This is a genomic window from Nocardia arthritidis (assembly GCF_011801145.1).
Classification (GTDB): Bacteria; Actinomycetota; Actinomycetes; order Mycobacteriales; family Mycobacteriaceae; genus Nocardia; species Nocardia arthritidis_A.
On the sequence record NZ_CP046172.1, the window covers coordinates 3,235,282 to 3,259,942 of the forward strand.

Consider the following 24,661-nt stretch of genomic DNA (forward strand, 5'->3'; position numbering starts at 1 on the left):
AAGATATTTGGAGGATGCCATGACACACGACGTCGGCATGCTGGATGGTTCGGCCACCCTCGCCGAACTCTGGGAGCGCACGGTTCGGGCCTACCCGGGCAATACCGCGATCGTGTCGGACGATGAAACCCTCACCTACGCCGAAGCCAACGAGCGGGCGAACCGCCTCGCCCGCTTGCTGATCGAGCGTGGCGCGGGCCCGGAACGCATGGTCGCGCTCGCGCTGCCCCGCTCGGTCCACATGGTGGTGGGCGTAATAGCCGTCGCGAAGGCCGACGCGGCCTTCCTGCCGATCGATATCCGGTACCCGGCCGAACGGGTGCACGCGATGCTGTCCGATGCCGCGCCCGCCCTGCTGTGCACGACGAGCGCCGCCACCAGGAACCTGCCCGACGACCCGCCGGTCCGCCGAATCGTGTTGGACGCCACCGAGGATGCCGCCGCGCTCGCCGCGCTGGACGCCGCCGATATCGTCGGCCGCAGGGGGTCCACCGCGAATCTCGCGTACGTGATCTACACCTCCGGATCGACCGGCCGGCCGAAAGGCGTCGCCGTCACGCACGCCGGGCTGGCCGGGCTCGCCGCGGTGAAAGTCGCGTCGCTGCAGGTCACTTCGGACAGTCGGGTGCTGCAATTCATGTCGCCGAGCTTCGACGCGTTCCTGACCGAGCTGCTGGGCACCTTCGCGGCCGGGGCCGCGCTCGTGGTGCCCGCCGGCGCCACCCTCGTCGGCCAACAGTTGACAAAAGCCTTGCGGGACAATGCGATCAGCCATGCGGTGCTGCCACCGGCCGCGGCCGCGACGGTATCGCCAGCGGATGTTCCCGACCTGCGGACGCTGGTACTGGCCGGTGAAGCGTGCCCGCCCGATCTGCTCGCCCGCTGGGCGCAGGGACGCAGGGTGATCAATTCGTACGGCCCGACCGAGGCCACGGTGTGCGCGTCGACGAGCGATGCGCTCGACGGCAAGGAGGAGGTCACCATCGGCCGCCCGATACCGGGCGCATCGGTGTACATCCTCGATGACCGGCTGCGCCCGGTGCCGCCCGGCGATGCGGGCGAAATGTACATCGGCGGAGTCGGATTGGCCCGAGGTTATCTCCGGCAGCCGGGCCGCACCGCGGAACGATTCGTGGCGAATCCGTTCGGCGGCGATGGCGCGCGAATGTACCGGACCGGTGATCTCGCGGCCTGGCGCGCGGACGGTGCCATCCGATTCCACGGCAGGCTGGACAACCAGGTCAAGCTGCGCGGATTCCGGATCGAACTCGGCGAGGTGGAGGCCGTGCTCGGCACGCACCCGGATGTCGGCCACGTGGTGGCCGTCGTGCGCGGAGACGGCGATAACGACGCTCGGCTCGTCGCCTACGTGGTACCGGCGAACGGCGCGGCGCCGACACCGGATGCGTTGCGCGAGCACGCCGTTCGCTATCTGCCCGCCTTCATGGTGCCCTCGGTCTATTCGATGATCGACGCCATTCCGCTCACCCCGAACGGGAAGGCCGATCGCGCCGCACTGCCCGATCCGACGGTTCCCGCGCCGCGGCCCGCCCGGCCGCCGCGCACACCCGCCGAGGAAGCGCTGTGCTCGATCTTCCGCCAATTGTTCGACGACGCCGAGATCACCGTGTACAGCAATTTCTACGAACTCGGCGGAACCAGCATCCGCGCAATGGATCTCATCCAGCTCGCCCGCGAACAGGCCGGTCTGAAGATCTTGCCGTGCGGGGTGGTCAACCACCCCACCGTCGAGGCGATGGCCGCGGCCGCCACCCCGATCGAGGTCGGTGAAGTCACCCGATGATCACTTCGCGACAGATTTTCGATGCCGCTCAGCGATCGAACCGAAGTCGTGGGCGGTTCAGCGGCCCGGCGGCGTAGGCTCCGGTGTCGTCGATGGGCCGGGTGCCCGCGCGTCGTCGAGGGAATCCAGCTCGCACTTGTCGTTCGGCGTCGTCTGCATGAAGACCGCGTCGACGGTGTCGGGGTAGATCTTGTGGAAGTCGACCTCGATGCTGTTCTGGCCCGCCGCAATATCTTTCGTGCGGACGGACACCCGGTCCGAATCGTGCAGCACCGTGACGGTGACCCGGCCCGGCGTCGCTATATTGCGCATGTTGACGCGAATGCCGCGGCCGTTCGGCGCGGAGGTCCACAGTGCCGTTTCGGGGCAGGCGTTCACCCCGGCGCGGGCGGCGGCCAGCGCCGAGCCGGCGGGCGCCTGCGCCCGGTGCGCCGTTGACGCGGAATAGGCGGACAGGCCGAATGCGAGCGCGATTCCGGGAACGGCGAGCAGGACGGCTACTGCGATGGTCACCCGGGAGGTGCTCTTCAGCCATTGGGGAATGGCTCGATCACTGGACATTCTGTTTCCTCAGACGGGTGGGGCGGATTGCAGTGGGATGAGGGCGGATTCGATGAGGTCGTGCCCGAGTTCGGGGTGGATCGCGCCCTCGGGGGAGAGCTCGGGCGGCTGGAACCAGGACTTGTCGGCCTCGGGATGGGGGCCGACGAGACCGAGCTGCCCCTTGCCGCAGGTGGTGACGAGTGCGGCGGGCTCGCCGGTGGTGTAGGTGGCCAGCCGTAACGCGGGGGCGGCCGCGTTGAGCCGGAAAGCCGGACCGTCCTGGAAGAACAGGCGGTAGCGCCGATCGCGCCAGTCGATCGGGATCACCGTGTCGCGGGTGGAGGTGACGATGGCGTGCGGTGTGCTGATGTATTGATCGACGTGACCGTCCAGCAGCCGGTACCCGAGTTTGCCCGCCAGATAGGCGCCGAGGCAGAACCCGAGGTAGATTCCGCCCGCGCGGACCCAATCCCGAACGGGTTCGGCGTGTGCGCGCAGGCTCGGCCACGCGTCCTCCACCTCACCGCCGCCGGGCTGCGCGAAAATCGTTGCGCTGGAGAGTGTTTCGGCAGTCAACGGAAGCCGCTCGCGCGGGCCGACATAGGCGACCCGCAGCGCGGTGGCGGTGGACGACAGCAGCGCGGCCACCGCTTCCGGGCAGCCGGGTTTACTTGCCGGGCCGCGATACACCAGCGCCAGCGGATCCGGCTCGCGGTGACGATAGGTTTCGTAGAACGCCGCGCCACCGCCCGCCGCCGTCCCGGTGACGGCGGCGGTGGCAATCAGGAAGGTGCGGCGGCGGATCACGATGCGGGCTCACTCGATCGCGTGCGGCGTACGGCCGCCGAAGCGCGTTGCGCCGCGGTGGTGACGAGGGATTCCAGCGGTCCGCGCCCCGCGGTCGTCGTCCAGGCCAATCCGAGGAAAAGTACTGCGGCGGTTTGGATTACGAAGCTGACGGGGCGCGAATAGCGGTCGTAATCGGAGTTGATGAACACCAGGTGCACTGTGTAGAGCGTCAGCGTGATCCGGCCCGCGGCGGCCAGCGGCACCTGGATGGCCTCGACCACGCGCTTCGCCGAGAGGTGTTCGGCGAGCAGCATCGCACCGATTACGGCGTAGGCCGCCCCGATGGTGGTGAGCAGATCCAGCGGTGCGCCGGTGTGCGGCAGATCGACGGCCAGCCACCACCAGGTGCTGTTCGGCACGGTGCCGTCGGCGCCGAAGTCGAGTAGTTCCTGGGTTTCGTCGAGGGTGCGACCGCTGCCGGGCTGGGCCGCCAGGATGTGGTCGATGCCGTGGTAGGTCCCGAGCAGTTCGAGCGAAAGTATATGCGCCGCAACAGCTATCGTGATGCCGATCGCGGTGAGCGCCACCGCGGTGCGCAACCGGGTGAGGGTCAGCCTGCCGATCACCAGCCCGGCGCACAGATAGGCCATCCACGTCAGCGCCGGAAACTCACCGGTGACGGTGATTTCGGAAAGCAGCTGCACGGGGCGGGTGATCAGATCGGTGAAACCGAAGTTGTCGCCGGTGGAGTCGGGGAGCCGGTCCAGGAGCAGGTGGGTGGCCACCGGCGCGCCCGCGACGAAGCCGAGCCCGGTCAGCGCGACCGCCCAGGTGGGCAGGAACACCAGCGGAATCGTCGCGAGGAACATCACGGCGTAGTACGGCAGGATGACCGTCGCGAGCGCGGGATCGGTGTAGCCCAGCAGCAATCCGATCACGGCGACGACACCCGCGCGCGCCGCGAGCCCGGCCGCCGTGCCCGCGCCGTCGGCGAGCCGGACTCGCCTTCTGCGGGTGATCAAGGCGATGGATACCCCGGCCAGCGTGGCGAACAGCGCGGAGGCGCGGCCGCCGAAAAGCGTGAAGCTCCAGGTCGGGTCGCCGTCCACGGTGGCGTCCGGCAGCACGTGCACGGCCATCATGCCGATCAGCGCGATACCGCGGGCGGCGTCGACACCGCGCAGCCGGATGGCGGAAGTGCCTGTGCGCGAGGGCGATTCGACCGGTGCGGGAATGGTCAGGGTCATCGGGTCAGCACCGTATCGACGAGATCGATGGCCAGGTCGTGCCCGTAGGCGATATGCGGATCGGCCGCACCCCGGCCCGGATCGCGCAGGCCCGCATCGGTGAACCAGTCACTGGTGGCCTCCGGATGCGGACCGCACACGCCGACCCGCCCCCGGCCGAATTCGGTGACCGCGGCGGCGATGGTTCCGTTGGTGTAGGTGGCCAGAACCTGTGTGCCGCCGTCGGTTTCGATATCGAAGATCGGGCCGTCCTGGAAGTACAGCTGCCTGCGGTGGCCGCGCCACCGCACCGAGACCACGGTGTCGTCGTCGTGGTCGACGGTGGCGCCCCTGGTATCGATATAGCGGTCGGTATCGCCGGGCAGTAGGTCGAATCCCGGTGTGGCGCCTGCCAAATAGCCGCCGAGGCAGAATCCGAGATAGCCGCCGCCGTCGTGCACGAAGCCGCGGATTTCGCCGCGATGCGACTTCAGGTGCCGATATGCGGGCTCGAGTTCGCCGCCGCCGGGCTGGACGTAGATCGCGGCTCCGGTCATGGCGGAATCGCCGAACCTGAGGTGTTCGCGCGGGCCGATGAACCGGATGTCGAAGTTCCATCGGGAGGTGGCCAGCACCGCGGCGGCCGCCTCCGGGCAGCCGGGCAGGGTGGCCGGGCCGCGGTAGACGAGTGCGATGGGCCTTGCGGATTCGGCGCCGGATCGGAAGTGTCGAAACAGATTCATGGATTGCTCGCAGTCGTCGGGTGTGGTCATCCGGCGGCCGCACCCGCGAGTTGCGGTGCGCCGCCGATGGTTTCGCGGATGTTCTGGATGACGGCCGCCCGCGGCTGCGCCGGAATGCCGCCCCAGCGGGTGGCCGGGGTGAGGTGTTCGCCCTTCATCAGCAGCGATAGCGAGTCGAGCACCACGTCATCGCCGACGACGGCGTCGTAGAGCACGATGGCGCGGGCGCCGACGGTCGCGCCGGGCCGGATGGTGACGGTGGACATCTTCATCACCCGGTCCTCGAAAAGGTGGGTTTGCAGCGACACTTCCAATCCGACGGCGGCGTCGTCGCCGATGACGCACAGGTCGAATTCGGTGAGATAGGTGGTGCCGATCCAGGTGCGCTTGCCGATATCCGCGCCGAACCAGCGCAGCATCATCGGTAGGAAAGGGGTCCCGGTGAGCAGGGCCAGGCAGGCGGGCACGGCCGCCGCCTCGTACAGACCGGTGACGAATTCGCTCTTGCGCACGAACGTATCCCACAGCGGCTCGACCCGCGGCCGGTAACGCCCGATGACGTTGCGCTTCACCGCCGCGCAGTAGCCCGCGATCGCGACCCCGACGGCCCCGGCGACCAGCGGCGACAGCACCGCGGGCAGACCGATGTCGTTGCCGTGCGCCAGCCCGGACAGCGTCCACAGATACAGGTAGAACCCGGTGCCGAGCACGGTCGCGGGCAGCGTCGCGCGGAAGAATTCGATGGCCAGCCGCTGACGCACCAACCGTGCCGGCGGATCATAGGTCGCCGCCTCCGGAAAATCGCCGGAATCCTGCCGCACCGGCAGGTGCATCGCGGGTGAGCCGAGCCACGAAGTCCCGTCCGGCACACCGGATTCCGGCGGCAGCGTGCCGACCCCGACGAGCGCGCCCGCGCCGATGGTCGACCCGGCGGCGACGACGGCCGCGTTGCCGATGAACGAGCGCAGTCCAACGGTGGTGGGCGCGAAGGCGATTCGGCCGTGTGCGAAGGTGGCCGCGCCCACGCTGGCCATATCGGCGACGAAGGTGCCCGCGTCGAGTTCCAGCAGATCCGGATCGAGGTGCGCGACGGTCGAGACCTCAGAGCCGCGGCCGATCCTGGCGCCGAGCAACCGCAGCCACGGCACCGTGTACAGGGTGGCGTACAGCGAGTTGGTGAACTCCAGGCTGTACTCGAACAACTTGTCCGCCACCCATTTCCTGATGCCCAATCCGGAACGCGCGGAATGGATTCCGATCGGCAGCCGGGGCAGGATCAGCAGTTTGCCCGCCGCCACCACCGCGCACACCGTCACCAGGAAGATCGGCCCGACGATCAGCGTGGACAGCAGCCCGACGAGGATGTCGAACCGCAGCAGCGCCCACCAGACGAAGGCCGTCGCGGGCACGATCATCGCGATCGCGGCCACTTCGACGACGAAGGCGGCGAATCCGATGGCCGCCAGCTGCGCCGCCGTCCACGGCGTACGGTCCGGCTCGATGGCCAGCAGCGTCTCGACCGTATCGGACAACCGATCGGTGACGGCCGCGGGCGAACCCGCCCAGCGGCTGCCCGCCGTCACGGTCTGTCCCGCGCCTAGCGCCGACTGCTCGCCGAGCGCGCCGCCCGCCTCGACCGTCGCGCCCGGATCCAGCATCGCGTGCGCGCCGACGAACGCGTCCGCGCCGACGGTGATCGGCGCGACCACCACCCATCCGTCCTCGACCCGCCACGGCAGCATGGTCACCCCGTAGCCGACGGCGGCGCCCGCGCCGATATCGAGCATCGTCGGCATGCTGACCGTCGCGGTGGCGATATGGGCGCCGCGCCCGATCCGCGCGCCGAGCAGCCGCAGATAGACATTGGCCAGCGGTGAACCCGAAAGCACCGGCAGCGGGCCGACCGAAAGCAGCAGGTGCAGCGTCCAAATGCGCAGATAGGTCAAGCCCCACAGCGGATATCGGCCCGGCCGGATACCCGCGACGAGCAGCCTGCCGAGCAGCACCGGGACCACCCAGCGCACGTTCAGGTACGCGACGAGGATCGCCACCAGCAGCTGCCCCAGCACCTCGAACGACACGTCACCGTCGTTGACGGTGTACACGTACACCACCGGCAGCGTGATCACGAACAGCAGCAGATACAGCGCCGCCGCCTGCGCCAGCCCGCCGCGGGCCACCGCGATATTGCTGTGCCGCAAGGGTTTCGACGCAACCTCGGCCGCGACCGGCTCGGCTTCGGGAAGTTGCCCGGCCATCGCGCGTACGTTGCGGTACCGGTAGAGGTCGCGCAGGGCGGCGTGCGGTGCGACCCCGCTCGACCGCAGCAACGTCACCGTGCGCGCCGCCAGCAGCGAATGCCCGCCTAGGTCGGTGAAGAAGTCGGCGGTCACCGAAACCGCCTCGGCGGGCAGGCCGAGCGCATCGGCCCAGATATCGCGGATGCTCTCCTCGGCCTGGCCCGCGGGCGCGACCACCGGCCCGGATCCGACGAAGCGGTGTCCGCTCGGCGCGGGCAGCTGTTTGCGGTCGACCTTGCCCGACGGCATCGTCGGCAGCGCGGGCAGCAGTTCGACATAGGACGCGACCATGTAGGCGGGCAGTCGGTCGCGCATGCGCTGGTGCAGTCGGGCCCGCAGATCGTCCTCGACCGGCGCGTCGTCCGCCAGCACCACATACGCCGCCAAGTCCGGGCCGCCGTCGCCCGCCGTCGTCGCCACCACCGCTTCGGCGATCGACTTGTCCTCCAGCAGCACCGATTCGATCTCGCCGAGATCGATGCGATGCCCGCGGATCTTGACCTCGGCGTCGGCGCGGCCGTGGTACTCGATCTCGCCGTCGGCGTCGATGCGGCCGAGATCGCCGGTGCGGTACAGCTTTCCGTCCCGCACCGCCGGGTGGTCGATGAACTTCTCGGCGGTAAGGTCGGGTCTGCCGACATAGCCGAGCGCCACCCCGGGCCCGCCGATGCAGATTTCCCCGATCTCCCCGTCCGGCACCGGATTTCGGTCGTCGTCGAGCAGCACCACCGAATAGGTCGGCAGCGGCCGTCCGATGGTCACCGTGCGGCCCGGCAGCAGCACGCCGACGGTCGCGGTGACGGTGGCCTCGGTCGGGCCGTAGGTGTTGAGCATGCGGCGGCCGGATCCGGCCCAGCGCTCGACCAATTGACCGGGGCAGGCCTCGCCGCCGACGAGAATGCTTCGGATGGCGGGCAATTCGCGCGGGAGGGTCGCCAGCAGCGTCGGCACGCAGTACAGCACCGTCACCCCGGACGACTCCAGGAAATCGGCGAGCTCGGCGCCGAGGCGGCGCGAATCCGTCGGTCCGACAACGAGCGTCGCGCCGCGGGCGAAGGTCGGCCAGATCTCCTCGATGGAGAAGTCGAACGAGATGGTCATGCCCTGGTACACCCGGTCGCCGGGGCGCACGTCGTACACCTCGGGCACCACGTCGAGGAAATTGCAGATGCTCGACTGGGCGATCAGCACACCCTTCGGCCTGCCGCTCGAACCCGAGGTGTACATGACATAGGCCACCGGATCCGCGACTTCGTCCGCCAACGGTTCGGGCCTGTCGCACGGCGCGGCCGCGATCCGCGCCGCATCCGCGTCGACCCGCACGACGACGCGGTCGAGCCCGGCCAGCGCGGAGTCCAATTCGGTCGAGGTCACCACCACCGCGACCGAGGCGTCCTCGATGATGTAGGCGACACGGTCGGGCGGCGCGCCCGGATCTATGGGTACGAATGTCGCGCCCGCCTTGCCGATGCCGAGCAACGCCACATAGGTCTGTTCCGAGCGCGGCAACAGGATCGCGACCCGGGTGCCGGAGGATACGCCCAGTTCGCGCAGGTGATGCGCCAATTTGTTCGCGCGTGCGTCCAATTCGGCGTAGCTGTAGGTCGCGCCGTCCCGGTCCACGGCGATCGCGTCCGGCGCCGCGTCACAGCTGGCCTCGAACAGATGATGCATTCGTCGCGCACGATGAGCCCCATTGTTGCCCGCGACCGCGATCCGTCTGTCGATCGGATCCATGTCCCCCAAACCAACCACCCAGTCCTTAACGGCCCTCACCCCTGCTGCGAAACGACTTATGTTTCAACGGGTTTCGCCTGGGCTGACGTTTGTGTTACGGAATCTAACAAAGAGCGCCATTGGGGAACCAGCTGTGTGGGGCAGATTTCCCTGTGCGGCAACCTATCTGGGGAGGTGTGGTTACCGCCGCTTCGGCGACAATTCAAGGAACGCACCGAGCCGAATTCTTGACAGTTTGTACGTTGTGATTACGTGCAATGGCGACCGAATGTGCGCGGTTGGTCCTCGTCTGCCTGGATGGTCCGACAATTCGGTCATGTTACCGTCTCATTCCGAAATGTCCGTTTGGTTTGTAATTTCTCGCATCCGGTAGCTGGGGAATCGCCGTAGGCCGCGGGGCGTCTCCAGCAACTTCGTGAGAGGGGAACCCCACCAAGGGAATTCGTTTCGATCACCCGGTGGGGAGGGGTTACGCTGCCGGGGTGGTGCCTGTTTCGCATGCGGCCGCCTTCGCGCTCGCCGCGTTCATCATCATCGTCATTCCGGGCCCGAATGTGCTGTTCGCCATCGGGCGGGCGCTGGCGCTGGGACGACGGTCCGCGATCCTGTCGGTGGCGGGCACCGTGGCCGGATCGCTCGTGCCGTTGCTGGCGGTGGCCCTGGGGCTGGGTGCGGTGTTGACCGCCTCGGCGGCGTTGTTCCTCATCGTGAAGATCGCAGGGGCCGCGTATCTGATCTATCTGGGCATCGCGACGATCCGGCACCGCAAGAAGTTGGTGGCGGCGCTGTCGGCCGAAGTCCCGGACGCCGACGCCAAGCGGGTCCTGCGGCAGGGTTTCGTGGTAGGCGCCACCAACCCGAAGACCATGGTCTTCTTCGGCGCCGTACTCCCGCAGTTCACGGCGCCCGAATCCGGTTCGCTGCCAGCCCAATTGCTGGTACTCGGCCTCATCTTCCTAGTGATCCAAGCACTTTCGGACGGACTGTGGGCGCTACTCGCCGCCACCGCCCGAACCTGGTTCGCGCGCTCGCCGCGCCGCCTCGAGGCGATCGGCAGCACCGGCGGACTGATGATCATCGGAGTCGGCACCAGCGTGGCATTCTCCGGAACCAACTGATCCTAGTTCCCGGTTGCCTTGATGGGCGGGTCGTCGGCGGGGCGGGCGAGGTAGCCGAACAGTAGGGTGATCAGCAGGTGTCGCATGGTCTCACCGAAATCGAGGCGCGCGAAGGCCAGGTTGGGGTCCTGCAGAGCGTCGGCGACTCGGGCAGGTGGGTGGGTCAGCGGCCAGACGGCGGTGGTGAGCACGAAGACCTCGGCCGCGAACCCCGTGGCCGACCCCTCGGTCAGTTCGGGCAGACATTGCCGGACTCGTGCGGCCGCGACCGTGGTGGCATCCAGCATTCGATATTTGAAACGAGTGATCGTCTCGGTGGCGACGTTGCGTTCCAAGACGCTGAAGGCGACACTGATCAGCTCGCACAGCAGCGGGGATGAGATCAGCTCGGCCACGACCCGCTCGACCACCTGATCGATCCGTTCGGTTACCGGAGCGGGGGAGTCGACCTCGGCCAGGGACTGCTCCATCCGGCCGAGCCAGTCCTGCCAGGCGTCGTCGAGGACTTGCAGCAGGATCGCCTCACGACTTTCGAAGTAGCGCAGGACATTCGATTTGGCCAGCCCGATACGGCGGCTCAATTCGTTCAGGCTGACCTCGGCCACGGGCATCTCCGCAAGCATGGCCGTCGCCGTTTCCAGGATCGCGGCCCGGCGGGCGGCGATCTGCTCGGGATGGCGAGCTCGCCGGAATCCGTCCGCCGCTTTCACCTCGAACCGCCATAAAAGACCATGAGTCTCTTATATCACAATGGCCGCTGACCTGGCCGAATCGGGTCAAGAGACCGGTGGTCTGTTGACATCAGACCGTCGGTCTCATAGTGTTCCGTCGCAAGGGACCGCTGGTCTCTTAAAAGGCTCCATCGGACAGCAAGGGAGGCCAGAAATGACAGATCACGCTCACCCCGAACCGGTTTGGGTCGGCGCCTGGCGCGCGAATCCCAGCGGTTCCCAGGGTCGAACCGAGACCGCGCCGGAAGGACCACGCACCCGGATCCGGGCCGGCTATCCGATGGCCCCGGCCCGCGAGATCGCCGACCAGAGCCTGCGGATGATCGCGACCGTGCGGGGCGCGGGCGCGGCGGTGCGGATAACCCTGAGCAACCGCTACGGCCGATCGCCGGTCACCTTCCGCGAGATCCACCTCGGTCGGCAGCGTTCCGGTGCGGATCTGGTGCCCGGCTCGAACACCCGGGTCACCTTCGCCGGTGCCGACGAGGTCACCGTGGCTGCCGGTGCCGAAGCCGTCAGCGATCCGGTGTCCTTCCCGGTGCAGCCGCTCGACCGGCTGGCGGTGAGTTTCCATCTGCCACAGCCGAAACCCGTAGGCGCCACCAACCACTGGCTGAGCACGAACACCTCGTATCTGTCCGCACCGCGCAGTGGTAACCATGCCGCTGCGGAGTCCGGCACCGCATTCACCGAGACGACTCGCTCGGTGTATCACCTCAGCGGCATTGACGTGCTCGCCGCCCCCGGCACCTCCGCGGTGGTCGTGCTCGGCGACTCGTTCACCGAAAGCAACGCGACCACCCTCGACGGTGACCAGATCTGGCCGGACCATCTCACGCGCAGACTGCAAACCGCCCCCGGCGGCGCAGGACTATCGGTGGTCAGCTCCGCGATCAGCTTCAACTTCGCGGCACCCGGCATCAGGCCCACCCTGATCGGACCCCGATTCTTCAACATCGGCGGACCGGCGGGCACCCAACGATTCGGCGCCGACGTCGCCGCCGTGCCCGGCGCCACCGCCGTCATCATCCTGCTCGGCATGAACGATCTCGGATTCTTCGCCAGCGCACACAAGGTGATCGACGCCTACCGAAATCTCGTCGACCAGGCACACGCCGCAGGACTGAAGGCGATCGGCGGCACCCTGACACCCACCGGCGGGGCGTTCGGACTCGAGCGCAACTACGGACTGCGACGCCCGCAGCGACAGCGAGACCACGTCAACGAATTCATCCGCACCGGCGGACTATTCGATGGCGTCATCGACTTCGCCGCCGCCACCGCCGACCCGACCAATCCGCGAAACTGGGCACCCGGACTATCCCCCGATGAGGTCCACCCCAACGATCAGGGAGCCCGGATTCAAGCCGACGCCGTCGACCTGACCACACTGCGGGTCCTGACCGCAGCCCGGCCCTCTACCAGCGCCTCGGTAGGCGGGTAGGCCACATGGGAAGGACGGACTTTCGTCGCACTCGCTGGAGTGTCCGAAACACTTCGGACACTCCAGCGAGGTATGTACCAGTACCGCCATTCGCGGTACTGGTACAGGAAGGGTCTATTTGCAACGCGCGGCCACATATCGATTATTCGTTCCCAATATGAGCGCGCTGATTTCGAAAAATGCACCCTGCGGACCGAATCCGAGCGAATTGAGGGCGATGTCGATTAGCGAGCTCCCTCGTCTGCAGCTACTACCTGCATCTCTGTTCGACAGAATCCAGGGACATGGATATCCCAGCAGAGGCCGGGCAATGGATAATTCACAGATCAGTCTCGGTGGCAAGGCGCTCGAGTCGCCCACCATCGCGGTTCGATCAGTTGAGACCCAACATATGACCTATACCGTTGAACAGGGCATACACCCCTCCTATAGCTATGAGCGGCGTGAGGATCACGAGCCAGATAAGGGCGCCTTCCGGATTATTGACATCCATTTGTCGTTCCTTCCGATGAGCTCGCAGATTGCATTGCAGACAATCAGGATATACATCTTATCAGATTCATTGCAGCAGATGTTACGGCCGATAGAAAATCGGCAGCAAATTGTCCGATTCGGCCGCCGCCGACAGGCCTGGACCATAACCGTAGGAGGTCCGGATCGCCCGACCGAGCGTTGCTGACGACCGGGGTGGCCACGTCCCGGTAGTGCAACACGGCGCCAGCACGCCGATGGTCCTGCGGCGACGCGAACGACCCTCGCGAGCGAAGTCGAAGCGGCGGACCCACGACGTCTGGAGCGTCGGCTGTTGAAGGCCATGATCGAGGAGTTGATCCTGGCGCACGGGGTGGCGCGGGCCGGTCTGGCCGTGCCGCAACGGCGCGACGACCCAGGCGATGAAGACGACGCCTCCCGGGGAATTGCCTATTTCGGTAGTTTGTCGCGGATGGCCCCGGCTTGCCGCGAGTAGAGCGGCCAGCGCATTGCGATCACATCGACAATGGTCTTGATGCGCGGCGAGTCTTCCTGCAGTGTCGGTGGTTGTGGGCTCCGCAGTAGATCTTCGATGTCGTTGAGGAGGCGGGCCGATTCGTCCTCGTCCAGTCGGCCCGCGTCGCCAGCGATCTCGTCGAGCTGCGTCTGATCGCCCAGCCGGTAGGCAGCGATGCGCAGTTGGGGCCCGATCTCCGGCTCGTATCCGAATTCAGCTACCAGAGCGGACATTTCAACACGGGCGAGGTCACCGGTGCGGGCGAGTGAGCCGATCGCATACCGCCGCACCTCCCCGAATTCTTCGACGTCGCGCACACGCTGAACCAGCCCTGCGGTCGCCTGTCCGGGATAGCTGCCCAACGCCTCGGCGATCGAGGCTCGAACCATCCACGATGGCTCGGCACCCAGCAGCGCCGCGAGTGCGTCACCCGCGGGCTGATACCGAACGATGCCGAGCGCCTCTGCCGCCTCGTTACGAACCATCTCGTCCGAATCCGACAGCATCCGCAGCAGCACCGGACCGACAACCGGCGCCTGCGCGATACCCAAATAGCCGATCGCACGCACCGCCTCGCTACGAACTGCGACATCACCCGAATCGACGAGTGGCAGAACCTTGGCAACCGCGGCGCCATCACCACGCTTGATCAGTTCGATCAACGCGTCGACCTGCTGATCCGGGTCGCCTGACACGAGCGCCGAATCGAGAGGGGAACCTCCGCCGTCCACCTGTCCTCACATTCTTCGATTTCGGCCGACGGACACGGGCTGTACCAACAATACATACACTATCGACCACCGCCCACTATCGACCACCGCCGCCACTGGAGTGACGACAATCGTACTTCTTCTGCGTCCGCTTGATCCGCTGCCGCCGCGCATTATCCCCTTTTGCTTCATCCCATAGTTTCGCCAGGGCCTCACAGTTGCCGATCGCCGCGCCGGCGGCAATCAGTGCGCGCATCTCATTCTCGATTCCCGTGTCGCCGACGTTCTGCTTTCCGCCCTTTGCCATTTCGGCGACAAAGACACCAGCGACGGTAGCGGCAACGAGCGAGGCAATCTCGTCCAATTTGGACTGGATATCGAGAGGGTTAACAGCATTGATGGCCTCGGCAATTCCCACCCCGACTTCGAGCGTCTGAAACAACCGACAGATGTTCCACAGATTCCGAATCCGCGTGGCAGCAGTCGCTACCGCGGCGGTTCCCGCGGCCGTCCCTGCGGCGGCCTCCGCCTCGGCTGGACCCAGAGTTGCCAAACCTGCGGTCAGAATCTCGGTCAACGCAACTGCGGCCACAGTACCGATAGCGATCCAGAACAGGTCTTTCATCAAGCTGTTGACGTGGCCGTCCAGATCAGACCTGAACGCCACCAGGTTCGTATGATGCTCACCGACCGCCCCGGAGAGAGACACCGATACCGACGCAACAGCGGCTGCACCGTTCGACAGAGTGGTCAGGTGCGTCTCGACGTCGGCTATATCCGGTGCAGCGGTGTTCGCCGAGTGGATATCGGTGATGATCGCTTTTATGCCGTCGGCGGCGTTCTTGATGGCCGGCGTTTCAGCGAATGTCTTCCATGCGTCGGCGGCGGATTTCAAGCGATCCGTATCGCCGTTCGGCACCGTGTAGCCGATCTGATCCAATAGTCCGGGCACGCTGGTATCAAGCCCTTTGGCCGAGCCGCCGAAAGCCGATGGAGGAGGCTTTATGTCATTTTGGAAAACCACACCCTGTGGGACATGGAACGGCCGGGACGGCGCCGGGCCCTTGGCTGGATCCGGATTTGCATTCCAATTCGAGTATGCCCAATTGTCTCCCGCAGTGTTCAAAATATTGGCGAAGTTGGCGAGGGCATTCGACAGCGAGGCGCAGGTGCTGAGCATATCGGCCGCGTTCTCGTCGTAGCCGGAAGCCCAACCGGCCGCCTTGTCATAACTACCTGCCATCTGACCGGAATTCTGCAGCGAGTTCCACAACGCCGATAAGGCGGAAAGGATCTCACTGTTTATCTTCGCGCATTTGGTGGAGGCATTGTAATATGTCTGCGGGTCGACAACGATGGCCACCCGATCACCTGCTCCGCATCATCTTCGAGTTGACGTCCGCGGCTTCGGAATACGCCCCATGGGCCGTCTTGGCCGCATCACTCATGTCGCGGATGCCCTGTGCGAATTCTCGCGCACCCGAGATCCACTGTTGATGAGCCGCCGAATACGCTTCTGCGGCAACACCGTCCCACCCGCTCCCACGCAGGGTCCCGACCCGCCTATCGATTTCATCGAGATGGTCCGCGACGAACGCGGCCAACCCGGACAGTCGAGCAATGATCTGCTCGAGTTCGTCCAGGTCGACGGTGAAAGGGTTCGTCACGACAGCGGTGGTAGGTCGAGGCTGGAGTTCGACAGGGAATCGGCGTTGGATCGGTCACGGCGCTGGTAAGTGTCGGCCGTAACTCCCAACTTCTCGGCCAGCCCTGTGAGAGCGGAGATGATTTGCCCGCCGCCGTCGCTGACCTCGTTCCATCCCGTGCTGAACCCGGTAGCGGCATCACCTGTCCAGCTACCTGTCGTCACGGATTCGACTTCACGACCAGCAGAGTCGAGCGCCGATTTGAGGGTATTGGCAAGATCATAAATGTAGGCGCCGACCTCTCGGACGCTATCTGGAACGACCGATAACGACTGGCTGGAGCGCGGCGTTCCCCCTGAAGTGCCCATGAATCGAACTCTACCGGCGGCAATCAGGCACCGTCCAACAGCAGCGGGCCACAAGGGGCGGAAGTGGCCTCGGGTACGCGACCCCGGGTGGGGTGTCCGGGGGCGTAGCGACGGCGCCGGGTAGGCGACCCAAGGGTGGGGGTCCGGGGCTCGCCCCCGGCTGGGGTGTGGGGGCTTGGCCCCCACAAAACACAACGATGATCGAAAACAGCGAAGGCGTGCCCGCCAAGCAGGACACGCCTTCGATCGAGTGGGCGCAGAGGGGTTCGAACCCCCGACCGCTGGTGTGTAAGACCAGTACGTTGGCAGTTTCTCGGAACGCCAGTAGAACGGCGTTTCGTGGCATTAATGACGTTGCAGCTCAGCGCAATATCGGCGTCAAAGTTGCGAACATTGAAGAACTTAGTTGGACACGATTAGACACTTGTCTGCCCCACAAATTGCCCCACGGAGAAGTAGCGTTGCCCCATGCTCAGGCTTCAAAAACTTGTCCACAAACACCACATGTGATCGGACCCATTTCGTAGACGCTTCGGGCCACTCGGATTTTGCGCCCGCAGTCGCATTCGGCGGATAGCCCGTTGTTGTTGGATTTGCGTCCGCCGCGTCGGTTGGGTTCGCGGCGGCGGTAGGCGACGAGCGCAAAGCTTAACTCCTCCAACTCGTTTCGGTACCGCTGCCGGGTTTGGTCCGGCACGGTGGTCAATGACCATCCGATTTTGGGGTGTTTGGTGATGACGAGGCCGAGTTCTTCGGCGAGTTGGCGGTATCGGTCGTTGTGCCAGCGTCCTTGTCGGCTGGTGTCCTTGATGTTCCGGGTGGCGGCGATGCCGTGGGCGGCTTCGTGGAGCAGGGTGCCGAGGACGTCGACGGGGCCGCGTTGGAGTCCTTCGCCGCCGATGAACAACTCGTGGAGTTCGTATTCGCCGCGAATCCACCGGTCCGGCGCGAAGTGTCCGAGGGTCAATTCGGTACCGGTGGAACCTGATCCCACGGTCAGGACGACCGCGGGGACGTCGGGGTGGTGGGATCTGATTACGGCCCAGGTGGTTTCGAGGGCGTCGACGAGTAGACCGGTGATGGTGTCGGAGTTGGTCATGATCTCCGGGCCTTTCCGAGGATCTTGACACGTACGTGTCAACCGGCTCACGCACGGTGTTGACACGTACGTGTCAATGGCTGGGATCCCGGACGGGGCGTGGATTCCCTGGGCGCGCGCCGCGCCCCTTCCGGGGCAGGCCCTCGGCCTGCCCGCACCGGCCGCCCAGGGCGTCGCGGAGGCTCGGCGCTCAAGGGCGCTGTCCGCACCAAACCGGTTGTGACGCACCGATGTGCGCCCTTGACGCCGAGTGCGACGCCCTTACACTGCGGCGCGCGCCCAGGGAATCCACTTACGCAGGATGTCAGCTCGACGACCCCCGGCACCGGACCGAAGACGCCGCGCGAAAGCACCGGACCAGACCACACGTGCGTCACTGTTCGCACCGGAAGTGACCACCGCGCAGCGCACCGGACCGCACCACGCACTGACCGCCTCGTTCGCACTGCTCGTTACCGGACGCCACTACGCACCCAACCGCAACGATCCGCACCCAACGCAACCCATTCCCCGCACTCTCGAAAGTTTTTGATTACCTACTGTTTTCCGTCGTCCCGCCCCTGACTTTTACTCACTGCTCCTCTCGCCAAGGACACCAAATATGCAGCGAAGCGTGTATTTGGTGTCCTTGGCGAGAGGAGCACACACCTCGGTGTCAGTGCTGGTCAGGGGCGGGACGACGGAAAATCGCGTTGCACAACTCGGACACTGATCTACACGGGTTTTGTGCACCTGGTGCAGCGATGTGCCCAGCGGTGCCGGGCTTGTGCCGGTGATGGGCGTTGTTATGCCTGCCGCGTGCCCGGCAGATGCATCGAATTATCGTGGCCCGCAACCATGTTCCGGTCCGATGGGGCGACGCCCGATTCGGTGCCTGGCCGGTTGATCGAGGGCCTGTCGCGTCCGGATGGCGGGGTATGGGCGCGCGAATTTTACCGGCGCCGCCTCGATGTCAAGGGCGACGCCAGGCTGGCCCGGATCGGTTGGTGCGGGTGCGCCCTTGACATCGAGGATCCGCGGCGCCGACCGCGGGCACGGTGCCGGGCAGGCGGGGCCTGCCCGCGGCACCGCGCGCCCCCACCCCGCCGCAATAGAGAAAATCGTCGGCGGTGCCAGTTCGAGAACACGGTCCGTTGACGCCGCTCTCGGCACCACAGCGTCCACCGTGTTCTGATAGGAACCGAATAGCGGCGGGGCGCGTCTTAACCCTTGAGCCGGTTTCGGGTGACGACTGATCGGAGGGCGCAGGTGCGACGGCAGGTAACGGCAACCATGGCGACGCTGGCAGGGGCGCTGCTGCTGGCATCCGGATGCGGCCCGGACAAGCAGGGCCAGCCGTCCCCCACCACGGCCAATACCTCGGCTGCGACCGCGGCCCTCTGGGATCCGTGCACGCAGATTCCGGAACAGAAACTTCGGCAGCTAGGACTGGATCCCTCGTCGAAGACCTCCGGCATAGCCGGAGTCGAAGAACCCGGCTACAAGGCGTGCGGGTGGTATGACCCAGAGCACCCGGTGAACTTCAACATCACCGTGTTCACCACGATCTATACCCTCGACGACGTCAAAAAGAAGAAAGACAACACCGGTTTCTCCGACGTATCTGTACAGGGCCGTAATGGGTTGACTTACCGCACCACTGGGTCCAACCCTTCCGAAGCTTGCACTATAGCCTTTCCGGCATCTCAGGGTTCAATTCAGATAATCGTATTCAATAGCTCGGCCAAGGGGCGTCAAATTCCATCCTGCGATAGGGCGAAGAACGCCGCCGATACGCTCTCGTCAATCTTTCCGAACTGATCAGGGGGAGTAATGGACTTGAAAGCAGAAAAGTCGCGATGGGACTATCTGAAAGGCGAAGCGGAAGCTGGCAGGCTTCTCCTGGACCCTGATGTGGCGAAAGATTGTCGCGCCGCATGCGATAAGCAGATCGAGTTGTACCAGAAATTGCGCACCGATTTGAACGCTATGGCGGTGGTGACCGGGCTCGGACGCTTCGATTGCGCCGATGAACTCGCAAAAATGTTGGGTGCCAAAGCAATTGGTGGTGACGGTGACGTCGACTCGGCACTACAGGCGCATATCGAGGTCGTGACCCTCATGCGCGACACGATCCAGAAGTCCATCGACAAGCTCCAAGCCCAGGACGAGCAGAACGCCCAGGGGTTCAAGCAGACCTGATCGCATCCAACGGGATCTGGTAGAAAGAGCACGGAGCCCGTGCCAGCTTCTACCTGGCACGGACTCCGCTTTTCAATGTTCAGTTGGTATTCGGTTGTGCCCGGAGTGGTTCAGCCGAGCAGGCTCAGCTGGTCGTGGTGGGCTTGCCAGTCGCGGTAGGCCCGGTAGACCTTCGCCAGCCGTTGCGCCTTCGACTTCGAGATCTCGAACTCGTCAGCGATCACCGCCCACGATCGGCCTTGGTCGTACTGCTGCTGGATCTGCTGACCGATCACCAACGCCTCCCGCCGCGCGTAGCCGTCATACGCATCGTCGCGTTGACACCTACCGTGGCCCGGAAGGCATCCGGCGTTTTCGCATCCGTTGCAGAGCACGGATGGTCGAACGATGCCGGTATCGGTGCAGTCGGGGCAGGCGCACTGCTGGGATTCCAGGAGTCCGGTCACGCCCCTCTCGCTGATTGCCGTCATCAGACACCTCCTACCGGCCACGACCACTCCAGTGCCCGTGGTGTGTGCGCCATGACCGCCAGTTCCCGCAATGCTGCGAAACTGAGCGTGAACGCCGCGGACCCCATGGTCACGAGGATTACCACCGCGCCGCGGCGCACCCACCGCATTTGCACCGCATTCCGGTCCCCGGTCATGCCGAGACCTCCGGGGAATCGGTGTAGACGGTCCAACGGGATTGGATCGCCGCCACGATCGACTCGTCGGCGGTGTCGATGTCACCGACGATGACCCCGACCTCGCGCAGATACTCCAGCACTGTCCCGATCACGGTGTAGAGCTGTGATCGGTCGATGACGTGCACCTCGGTGAACATCACCATCACGCCCCCTTACCTTGTGGTTCGGGTTCGTGGCAGCGGGCGTGCTGCGCTTGGAGGGCGCCGTAGTCCCACATGACCCCTTCGACCTGGCTGATCAGTTCGTCGCGTTCGTCCCGCAGGTCGTCACGTTCTTTGATCAGCTCGGCCAGATCGATGGCGACGTTGCCACCGTTGAGGGCCATCACTCGTTGTGCCGCAGCGTCTTTGCTGCTGTGATCGGATTCGGGTTCCCACTCCCCGTTGGGGGTGTAGTAGCCGACCGTCCACAACGAGTACTCGGTGTGCCGGTACACGTAACTCATCACGCCACCCCTTCAATCGGGCGTCCGGACACGACCGGTGTGCGGTCTATCCGGATCGGGGGCTGCCCCGCGGTGGCGGCGACGGCCTTCACGAACCCGGCTGTCGCACGGTGCGGCAGATGGATCGTGATAGCACCGAACCGGTCTCGACCGAGGTAGACGAACCATGCCGTGGCGTCCGTGGGCATCACGCGACCTCCCTCGGCGCAGCGTTGGCACCGTCGTCGTTGACGGTTGCCGTGTCATCGACGTCGTTGTCGATGGGTTCGGAGATCGTGCTGGCCGCCGCAAGCAAGTCCATAGCCAGGTTCCAGGCTTCCTCAGCAGTGAGGAATGCCATGACCGTCGCTTCGTAATCGTTTGTGACCCAGCGAATTTGAATCGGTTCGAGGTTCGAGTGCTCAGGGTCAACCAGCTTGACCTTTGCGTTCGCGTCGAACATAGTCAGGCTGATTTCGCCGCTCGCACCGCGGGCACTGTATCGGGCGGATGCGTGTGCCATGGCTAGTTCACCTCCGCCTTGAACGCGATCGCGTCGCCGATGGCGGCGTCGATCATGTCCCGCACACTGAGTGCTTGCCAGATCGATAATTCGATCGCCGGTCCACCGAGGGTGCCGTCTTCTTTGATTCCAACGACCACGATGTCGTTGCCGCTGTCATAGCGAGCCGAAAACACCAGTGTCACAGGGATTCTCGTGACACCTTCGCGGGTGAGGTATCGGCGAAGCAGAGCAAACAAGATGCTCATCACGCTTGTACCTCCCGGCGAGCCGCACACTGGGCCGCGATGACTTCGTCCTTGGCCAGGGCCTCGGACAAAGCGTCACGCAGCCGGTAGGCGTCAGCGATGTTGAGCCACACCGTGAAACCGTTACCGGCCCCGTTGAAATGCACTTCCACCGATGCCGGGTGGCTACCGATCGATTCGCAATAGTTGACCCGGTTCGGTGCCGCGTCCATCTCCAGCTGGATCCACGAGGTGAAGGTACGCATGGTCATGCCACCTCATCCGGTGTGAATTCCGACCTCGGGTCGTCGTCGGCTGGTGCCGAACGTCGTCCTCGGCCGGTACTGGGCGTGGATTTGCCGCCGCGGTTGGTGTTGTCGCCCCATGCGTTGTTCTTGCGTTTGATGGGTTTGGCGACGGCGTATTTCAGTGACACCCCGACCTCGTCGGCGACGACTTCCATGACGTAGCGGGTGACCCCGTCACGGTCTTCGTAGCTGCGCTGTTGAAGTTTGCCGGTTACCATCACCCGGGCGCCCTTGGTCAGGGACTCGGCGATGTTCTCGGCGGGCTCGCGCCACATCGTGACGCGAAGGAACAGTGCCGCACCGTCTTTCCACTTGTTCGACTCGCGGTCGAATATTCGTGGGGTGGACGCGACGGTGAAGTTGACCACCGCGGTGCCTTCGCCCTTGACGAAGGTCAGGCGCGGATCATCGGTCAGGTTACCGATCACGGTCAAGGTGGTTTCTCCGGACATTGTGGTTTCTCCTAGAAAGTGTTGTGTCAGTTGATGATTCGGAAATCCATGAATGGGTTCCGGTGAGGTTGTCCGGACCTCACTGGTGTGATGCGTTGGGCATCACGGGATTTCAGGTGTCGTAGCGGTTCCTGAATCCCCCCGGTGAGTCCGGAGACTTACTGGTGTGACAGCTCAGCAGGTTGCTGGGCTGGGTTCTGAGCGTAGTAGGCGGTCTCCATCTGGGCGGGTGGCATGTCCCCGCAGTGCTGGTAGAGGCGCCGGTGGTTGAACCAGTCCACCCATTCAGCGGTGGCCAACTCGACGTGATCCACGGTGCGCCACGGTGCCCGCGGTTTGATCAACTCGGTTTTATAGAGGCCGTTGATCGTTTCGGCGAGTGCGTTGTCGAAGCTCGATCCCACCGCTCCTACGCTGGGCTGGATCCCGGCTTCGGCAAGCCGTTCGGTGAATTTCACCGACGTGTATTGCGATCCTCGATCATTATGGTGCACAACATCTTTCACGTTCCAGCCCTCGCGTTCACGAGTCCAGATGGCATGCTCGATCGCGTCGAGCACCAACGCGGCGGTCATCGACGTGGATGTGCGCCAGCCGATAACGCGCCGCGCATAGGCGTCCACGACGAATGCCACATACACCCACCCCGACCACGTCGACACATAGGTGATGTCGGCAACCCATAGCCGGTTCGGCGCCGCCGGAGCGAACTTACGCTGCACTAGATCCGCCGGCCGCTGCGCGTTCGGGTCCGGGATCGTGGTGCGTTTGACCTTGCCGCGCATCGCGCCTCGTAACCCGAGCCGGCGCATGAGCCGCTCCACCGTGCAGCGCGCCACCGGGATGTCTTCCCGGTTCAATTGCAGCCACACCTTTCTCGCGCCATACACGCCGAAATTCTCGCGGTGCACACGCCTTATCTCCACGGCCAGTTCCTCGTCACGCAGCTGCTGCTTGGTGACGGTGCGACGGCGGTGTTCGTAATAGGTCGACGGGGCGACTTTCACGCCGAGCTCTGTGAGCCCGGCGCAGATAGACTCGATGCCCCACCGCAGGCCGTCGGCATCACGGCGGCCCTGGTGTTCGGTGATGAACCGGATTATCAGCGTTGTGGCCGGTCTATCTCGGCCGCGAAGAAAGCCGACGCCGCTTTCAGAATTGCGTTGGCGCGCTTGAGTTCTGCGTTCTCACGCCGCAGCCGTTTCAGCTCCTCGGACTCCCCGGTCGTCACCCCCGAGCGAGCACCGGTATCGACCTCACTTTGACGCACCCACCCACGAACCGTCTCCGGATGACCCACACCCAACAACTCGGCGACCGCCCGCATCGCCGCCCACTCCGACCCATGCTGATCACGGATCTCACCAAACATCCGCACGGCCCGCTCACGCAGCTCGTCCGGGTACTTCCTCCTCGACACGACTCCATCCTTCCCAAGAGATGAAGTCTCCGGACTCACCGGGGTGGCTCATCCTCCTTCCTGATGTTGTTATTTGAAAACCTTTGGCATGGAGCCGGTTTAGTCATGCTTCGGCTTCCATCTGCGCGGTATAGACCGTCTGCGGCGGTGTGGTATCGGACTGCTCGGCTTCGGCGTGCTCGGCCGACACCGGCTCGGCCTCGGCATACATGTGGTCGGCGTGCTGCTCAGCCTGCTGTTCCGCGGTCGCCGTCGCTGTGGCGTCTTGCTGGGCTGTGCGGGGTGCGTGGCCGTTGGATTCTGCTGCGGCCGTGGCTGTTTCCCGGATCTGGAGTTGCTCGATGCGTTGTTCCAAGCGTTGGATACGCCGTGCCACGTCGTTGTAGAGGTCGGCGTTGTCGCGCCGCAGCTGGATCAATTCGGCGTTGCTCACCGTTTGTTTCGGTTGTGCCCGCTCGTCGACGGTTTCGGTGGCGACGAGTTGTTGGTGGTGGCGCATCACGCGTTGCTCGGACTCGGCCGCGGCGTAGCGTGCCCGAACAGCCGTGGTGGCGTTGACGGGTTGGAAGACGTTGCGGGCCACCGGTTTCTCCGGTTCGGCTTCGATCTGGTCGAGGACTTGGACGATCTGGCCGCGCTGTTCGACCGAGAGCGGGGTGTCGTGCACGGTGTGCTCGATCCCGGCCCGCAGTCCGGACAGATACGCCCGCACCTGGGCGCGTTCGGCCGCGGTCGCACCTTCCTCGGCACGCGTTGCCGCAGTGGCCGATTCGCGCTGGTAGTCCTCCAGCCGGGCCTGGTACCACTGCTGGGTGATCGTGGTCTGATAGGCGAACATCCGCTGCACCTCACGGGCCTCGGTGAGCAGTTGCTGATGCTGGCGCCGCGTCAGCCGGATCGATCCATCACGGGTGTGGGCGCGGTAGTGCTGCATCAACTGCATGACCAGCTGCACCAGTTGCGCCCAGCTGCGGGCGGCTTCGTCGACTTCATTGCCCGACATGAGAATTCACTCCCCGTCGTCGTCGAAATCGATCGCCAGCAGGGCATCCAGGTCCGCGACGATCCCACGCAGAGCCTCGGCCCAGCCGACCGGGTTGGGTCCATACCAGTAGGAGGGAAAACCCGCGTCGGGATCGCGGTCCCGGTCGTGAGAGGCGTTGCTGCTCATAATGGTTGGTGTCCTTTCGAA

The 24,661-nt window shown here is 65.0% G+C and carries 28 protein-coding genes; 6 read left to right on the top strand and 22 right to left on the bottom strand.

The window, feature by feature from the left end:
- Nucleotides 1-19 precede the first annotated feature (19 nt).
- Entirely contained in the window at nt 20-1,804 is a 1,785-nt protein-coding gene (locus F5544_RS14355; RefSeq protein WP_203217560.1) for an amino acid adenylation domain-containing protein, read from the top strand.
- Between the two features lie 57 nt (nt 1,805-1,861).
- Here F5544_RS14355 and F5544_RS14360 read toward each other — a convergent pair whose 3' ends face one another.
- From F5544_RS14360 to F5544_RS14380, 5 genes are read right to left on the bottom strand one after another with little or no spacing between them, the layout of a single operon-like run.
- Nucleotides 1,862-2,365, bottom strand: a complete 504-nt coding sequence (locus F5544_RS14360) for a hypothetical protein (protein ID WP_167473661.1) — start codon at nt 2,363-2,365, stop codon at nt 1,862-1,864.
- Nucleotides 2,366-2,374: 9 nt separating this feature from the next.
- Nucleotides 2,375-3,154, bottom strand: coding sequence for a BPL-N domain-containing protein (locus F5544_RS14365; protein WP_167473662.1), 780 nt, complete (start codon nt 3,152-3,154; stop codon nt 2,375-2,377).
- Nucleotides 3,151-4,383, bottom strand: coding sequence for a heparan-alpha-glucosaminide N-acetyltransferase domain-containing protein (locus F5544_RS14370; RefSeq protein ID WP_167473663.1), 1,233 nt, complete (start codon nt 4,381-4,383; stop codon nt 3,151-3,153). Before F5544_RS14370 ends, F5544_RS14365 begins: the two co-directional genes overlap by 4 nt.
- Complete coding sequence (locus F5544_RS14375; protein WP_167473664.1) at nt 4,380-5,105, bottom strand: BPL-N domain-containing protein; 726 nt, start codon at nt 5,103-5,105, stop codon at nt 4,380-4,382. The genes F5544_RS14370 and F5544_RS14375 overlap by 4 nt, the downstream gene beginning before the upstream one ends.
- 26 nt (nt 5,106-5,131) lie before the next feature.
- Complete coding sequence (locus F5544_RS14380) at nt 5,132-9,079, bottom strand: Pls/PosA family non-ribosomal peptide synthetase (RefSeq protein ID WP_167473665.1); 3,948 nt, start codon at nt 9,077-9,079, stop codon at nt 5,132-5,134.
- Nucleotides 9,080-9,624: 545 nt separating this feature from the next.
- On the opposite strand from F5544_RS14380, the gene F5544_RS14385 reads away from it, so the two are divergent.
- A complete protein-coding gene (locus F5544_RS14385; RefSeq protein WP_167473666.1) occupies nt 9,625-10,260 on the top strand; it encodes a LysE family translocator in 636 nt (211 codons plus the stop codon).
- Between the two features lie 2 nt (nt 10,261-10,262).
- Here the strand turns inward: F5544_RS14385 and F5544_RS14390 are convergent, their stop codons facing one another.
- Complete coding sequence (locus F5544_RS14390; RefSeq protein WP_203217561.1) at nt 10,263-10,970, bottom strand: TetR/AcrR family transcriptional regulator; 708 nt, start codon at nt 10,968-10,970, stop codon at nt 10,263-10,265.
- A 175-nt stretch (nt 10,971-11,145) separates the two neighbouring features.
- Here F5544_RS14390 and F5544_RS14395 point away from each other — a divergent pair, with 175 nt between their 5' ends.
- Entirely contained in the window at nt 11,146-12,435 is a 1,290-nt protein-coding gene (locus tag F5544_RS14395) for a GDSL-type esterase/lipase family protein (RefSeq protein ID WP_167473667.1), read from the top strand.
- A 157-nt stretch (nt 12,436-12,592) separates the two neighbouring features.
- The gene (locus F5544_RS14400; RefSeq protein WP_167473668.1) at nt 12,593-13,114 is read left to right on the top strand and encodes a hypothetical protein; all 522 of its coding nucleotides are present in this window, start codon (nt 12,593-12,595) and stop codon (nt 13,112-13,114) included.
- 242 nt (nt 13,115-13,356) lie between these two features.
- Here F5544_RS14400 and F5544_RS14405 read toward each other — a convergent pair whose 3' ends face one another.
- From F5544_RS14405 to F5544_RS14425, 5 genes are all read right to left on the bottom strand, one after another.
- Complete coding sequence (locus F5544_RS14405) at nt 13,357-14,154, bottom strand: HEAT repeat domain-containing protein (RefSeq protein WP_167473669.1); 798 nt, start codon at nt 14,152-14,154, stop codon at nt 13,357-13,359.
- A 76-nt stretch (nt 14,155-14,230) separates the two neighbouring features.
- Nucleotides 14,231-15,496: a polymorphic toxin type 34 domain-containing protein gene (locus F5544_RS14410; protein ID WP_167473670.1), complete on the bottom strand. Its 1,266-nt coding sequence runs from the start codon at nt 15,494-15,496 to the stop codon at nt 14,231-14,233.
- Nucleotides 15,497-15,500: 4 nt separating this feature from the next.
- Nucleotides 15,501-15,800, bottom strand: coding sequence for a WXG100 family type VII secretion target (locus F5544_RS14415; protein WP_167473671.1), 300 nt, complete (start codon nt 15,798-15,800; stop codon nt 15,501-15,503).
- A complete protein-coding gene (locus tag F5544_RS14420) occupies nt 15,797-16,147 on the bottom strand; it encodes an ESX-1 secretion-associated protein (RefSeq protein WP_167473672.1) in 351 nt (116 codons plus the stop codon). Before F5544_RS14420 ends, F5544_RS14415 begins: the two co-directional genes overlap by 4 nt.
- Before the next feature lie 472 nt (nt 16,148-16,619).
- A complete protein-coding gene (locus tag F5544_RS14425; RefSeq protein WP_167473673.1) occupies nt 16,620-17,246 on the bottom strand; it encodes a hypothetical protein in 627 nt (208 codons plus the stop codon).
- A 1,272-nt stretch (nt 17,247-18,518) separates the two neighbouring features.
- On the opposite strand from F5544_RS14425, the gene F5544_RS14430 reads away from it, so the two are divergent.
- Both F5544_RS14430 and F5544_RS14435 read left to right on the top strand, forming a co-directional pair.
- Nucleotides 18,519-19,046 (top strand): DUF3558 domain-containing protein, encoded by a 528-nt coding sequence (locus F5544_RS14430; RefSeq protein WP_167473674.1) that lies wholly within the window; start codon nt 18,519-18,521, stop codon nt 19,044-19,046.
- Nucleotides 19,047-19,058: 12 nt separating this feature from the next.
- Entirely contained in the window at nt 19,059-19,427 is a 369-nt protein-coding gene (locus F5544_RS14435; RefSeq protein WP_167473675.1) for a hypothetical protein, read from the top strand.
- Nucleotides 19,428-19,537: 110 nt separating this feature from the next.
- Here F5544_RS14435 and F5544_RS14440 read toward each other — a convergent pair whose 3' ends face one another.
- From F5544_RS14440 to F5544_RS14490, 11 genes are all read right to left on the bottom strand, one after another.
- Nucleotides 19,538-19,897: a hypothetical protein gene (locus tag F5544_RS14440; protein ID WP_167473676.1), complete on the bottom strand. Its 360-nt coding sequence runs from the start codon at nt 19,895-19,897 to the stop codon at nt 19,538-19,540.
- Nucleotides 19,897-20,073, bottom strand: a complete 177-nt coding sequence (locus tag F5544_RS14445) for a DUF2637 domain-containing protein (RefSeq protein ID WP_167473677.1) — start codon at nt 20,071-20,073, stop codon at nt 19,897-19,899. Before F5544_RS14445 ends, F5544_RS14440 begins: the two co-directional genes overlap by 1 nt.
- Nucleotides 20,070-20,258 (bottom strand): hypothetical protein, encoded by a 189-nt coding sequence (locus tag F5544_RS14450; RefSeq protein ID WP_167473678.1) that lies wholly within the window; start codon nt 20,256-20,258, stop codon nt 20,070-20,072. The genes F5544_RS14445 and F5544_RS14450 overlap by 4 nt, the downstream gene beginning before the upstream one ends.
- Nucleotides 20,258-20,560: a hypothetical protein gene (locus tag F5544_RS14455; RefSeq protein ID WP_167471231.1), complete on the bottom strand. Its 303-nt coding sequence runs from the start codon at nt 20,558-20,560 to the stop codon at nt 20,258-20,260. Before F5544_RS14455 ends, F5544_RS14450 begins: the two co-directional genes overlap by 1 nt.
- A 187-nt stretch (nt 20,561-20,747) precedes the next feature.
- Nucleotides 20,748-21,062: a hypothetical protein gene (locus tag F5544_RS14460; protein WP_167473679.1), complete on the bottom strand. Its 315-nt coding sequence runs from the start codon at nt 21,060-21,062 to the stop codon at nt 20,748-20,750.
- Nucleotides 21,063-21,064: 2 nt separating this feature from the next.
- Nucleotides 21,065-21,313 (bottom strand): hypothetical protein, encoded by a 249-nt coding sequence (locus F5544_RS14465; protein WP_167473680.1) that lies wholly within the window; start codon nt 21,311-21,313, stop codon nt 21,065-21,067.
- Nucleotides 21,310-21,555: a hypothetical protein gene (locus F5544_RS14470; protein ID WP_167473681.1), complete on the bottom strand. Its 246-nt coding sequence runs from the start codon at nt 21,553-21,555 to the stop codon at nt 21,310-21,312. Before F5544_RS14470 ends, F5544_RS14465 begins: the two co-directional genes overlap by 4 nt.
- A gap of 2 nt (nt 21,556-21,557) precedes the next feature.
- Nucleotides 21,558-22,049 carry a single-stranded DNA-binding protein gene (gene ssb / locus F5544_RS14475; RefSeq protein ID WP_167473682.1) on the bottom strand — a complete coding sequence of 164 codons (492 nt, stop codon included), beginning with the start codon at nt 22,047-22,049 and terminating at the stop codon, nt 21,558-21,560.
- A 158-nt stretch (nt 22,050-22,207) separates the two neighbouring features.
- A protein-coding gene (locus tag F5544_RS14480) for an IS3 family transposase (RefSeq protein ID WP_238847414.1) occupies nt 22,208-23,421 on the bottom strand; the annotation gives its coding sequence in 2 pieces (ribosomal slippage) (nt 22,208-23,190 and nt 23,190-23,421; 1,215 coding nt in all).
- Between the two features lie 151 nt (nt 23,422-23,572).
- Nucleotides 23,573-24,472, bottom strand: a complete 900-nt coding sequence (locus F5544_RS14485) for a hypothetical protein (protein WP_167473683.1) — start codon at nt 24,470-24,472, stop codon at nt 23,573-23,575.
- Nucleotides 24,473-24,478: 6 nt separating this feature from the next.
- Nucleotides 24,479-24,640: a hypothetical protein gene (locus F5544_RS14490; RefSeq protein WP_167473684.1), complete on the bottom strand. Its 162-nt coding sequence runs from the start codon at nt 24,638-24,640 to the stop codon at nt 24,479-24,481.
- Nucleotides 24,641-24,661 lie beyond the last annotated feature (21 nt).

Excerpts from the sequence above, each read along its gene's own strand:
- F5544_RS14355 (WP_203217560.1), top strand. The coding sequence starts at position 20 with ATGACACACGACGTCGGCATGCTGGATGGTTCGGCCACCCTCGCCGAA.
- F5544_RS14360 (WP_167473661.1), bottom strand. The coding sequence starts at position 2,365 with ATGTCCAGTGATCGAGCCATTCCCCAATGGCTGAAGAGCACCTCCCGG.
- F5544_RS14370 (WP_167473663.1), bottom strand. The coding sequence starts at position 4,383 with ATGACCCTGACCATTCCCGCACCGGTCGAATCGCCCTCGCGCACAGGC.
- F5544_RS14375 (WP_167473664.1), bottom strand. The coding sequence starts at position 5,105 with ATGAATCTGTTTCGACACTTCCGATCCGGCGCCGAATCCGCAAGGCCC.
- F5544_RS14380 (WP_167473665.1), bottom strand. The coding sequence starts at position 9,079 with ATGCATCATCTGTTCGAGGCCAGCTGTGACGCGGCGCCGGACGCGATC.
- F5544_RS14395 (WP_167473667.1), top strand. The coding sequence starts at position 11,146 with ATGACAGATCACGCTCACCCCGAACCGGTTTGGGTCGGCGCCTGGCGC.
- F5544_RS14400 (WP_167473668.1), top strand. The coding sequence starts at position 12,593 with ATGAGCGCGCTGATTTCGAAAAATGCACCCTGCGGACCGAATCCGAGC.
- F5544_RS14420 (WP_167473672.1), bottom strand. The coding sequence starts at position 16,147 with ATGGGCACTTCAGGGGGAACGCCGCGCTCCAGCCAGTCGTTATCGGTC.
- F5544_RS14425 (WP_167473673.1), bottom strand. The coding sequence starts at position 17,246 with ATGACCAACTCCGACACCATCACCGGTCTACTCGTCGACGCCCTCGAA.
- F5544_RS14430 (WP_167473674.1), top strand. The coding sequence starts at position 18,519 with ATGGCGACGCTGGCAGGGGCGCTGCTGCTGGCATCCGGATGCGGCCCG.
- F5544_RS14435 (WP_167473675.1), top strand. The coding sequence starts at position 19,059 with ATGGACTTGAAAGCAGAAAAGTCGCGATGGGACTATCTGAAAGGCGAA.
- F5544_RS14440 (WP_167473676.1), bottom strand. The coding sequence starts at position 19,897 with ATGACGGCAATCAGCGAGAGGGGCGTGACCGGACTCCTGGAATCCCAG.
- F5544_RS14445 (WP_167473677.1), bottom strand. The coding sequence starts at position 20,073 with ATGACCGGGGACCGGAATGCGGTGCAAATGCGGTGGGTGCGCCGCGGC.
- F5544_RS14450 (WP_167473678.1), bottom strand. The coding sequence starts at position 20,258 with ATGGTGATGTTCACCGAGGTGCACGTCATCGACCGATCACAGCTCTAC.
- F5544_RS14455 (WP_167471231.1), bottom strand. The coding sequence starts at position 20,560 with ATGAGTTACGTGTACCGGCACACCGAGTACTCGTTGTGGACGGTCGGC.
- F5544_RS14460 (WP_167473679.1), bottom strand. The coding sequence starts at position 21,062 with ATGGCACACGCATCCGCCCGATACAGTGCCCGCGGTGCGAGCGGCGAA.
- F5544_RS14470 (WP_167473681.1), bottom strand. The coding sequence starts at position 21,555 with ATGCGTACCTTCACCTCGTGGATCCAGCTGGAGATGGACGCGGCACCG.
- ssb (WP_167473682.1), bottom strand. The coding sequence starts at position 22,049 with ATGTCCGGAGAAACCACCTTGACCGTGATCGGTAACCTGACCGATGAT.
- F5544_RS14485 (WP_167473683.1), bottom strand. The coding sequence starts at position 24,472 with ATGTCGGGCAATGAAGTCGACGAAGCCGCCCGCAGCTGGGCGCAACTG.
- F5544_RS14490 (WP_167473684.1), bottom strand. The coding sequence starts at position 24,640 with ATGAGCAGCAACGCCTCTCACGACCGGGACCGCGATCCCGACGCGGGT.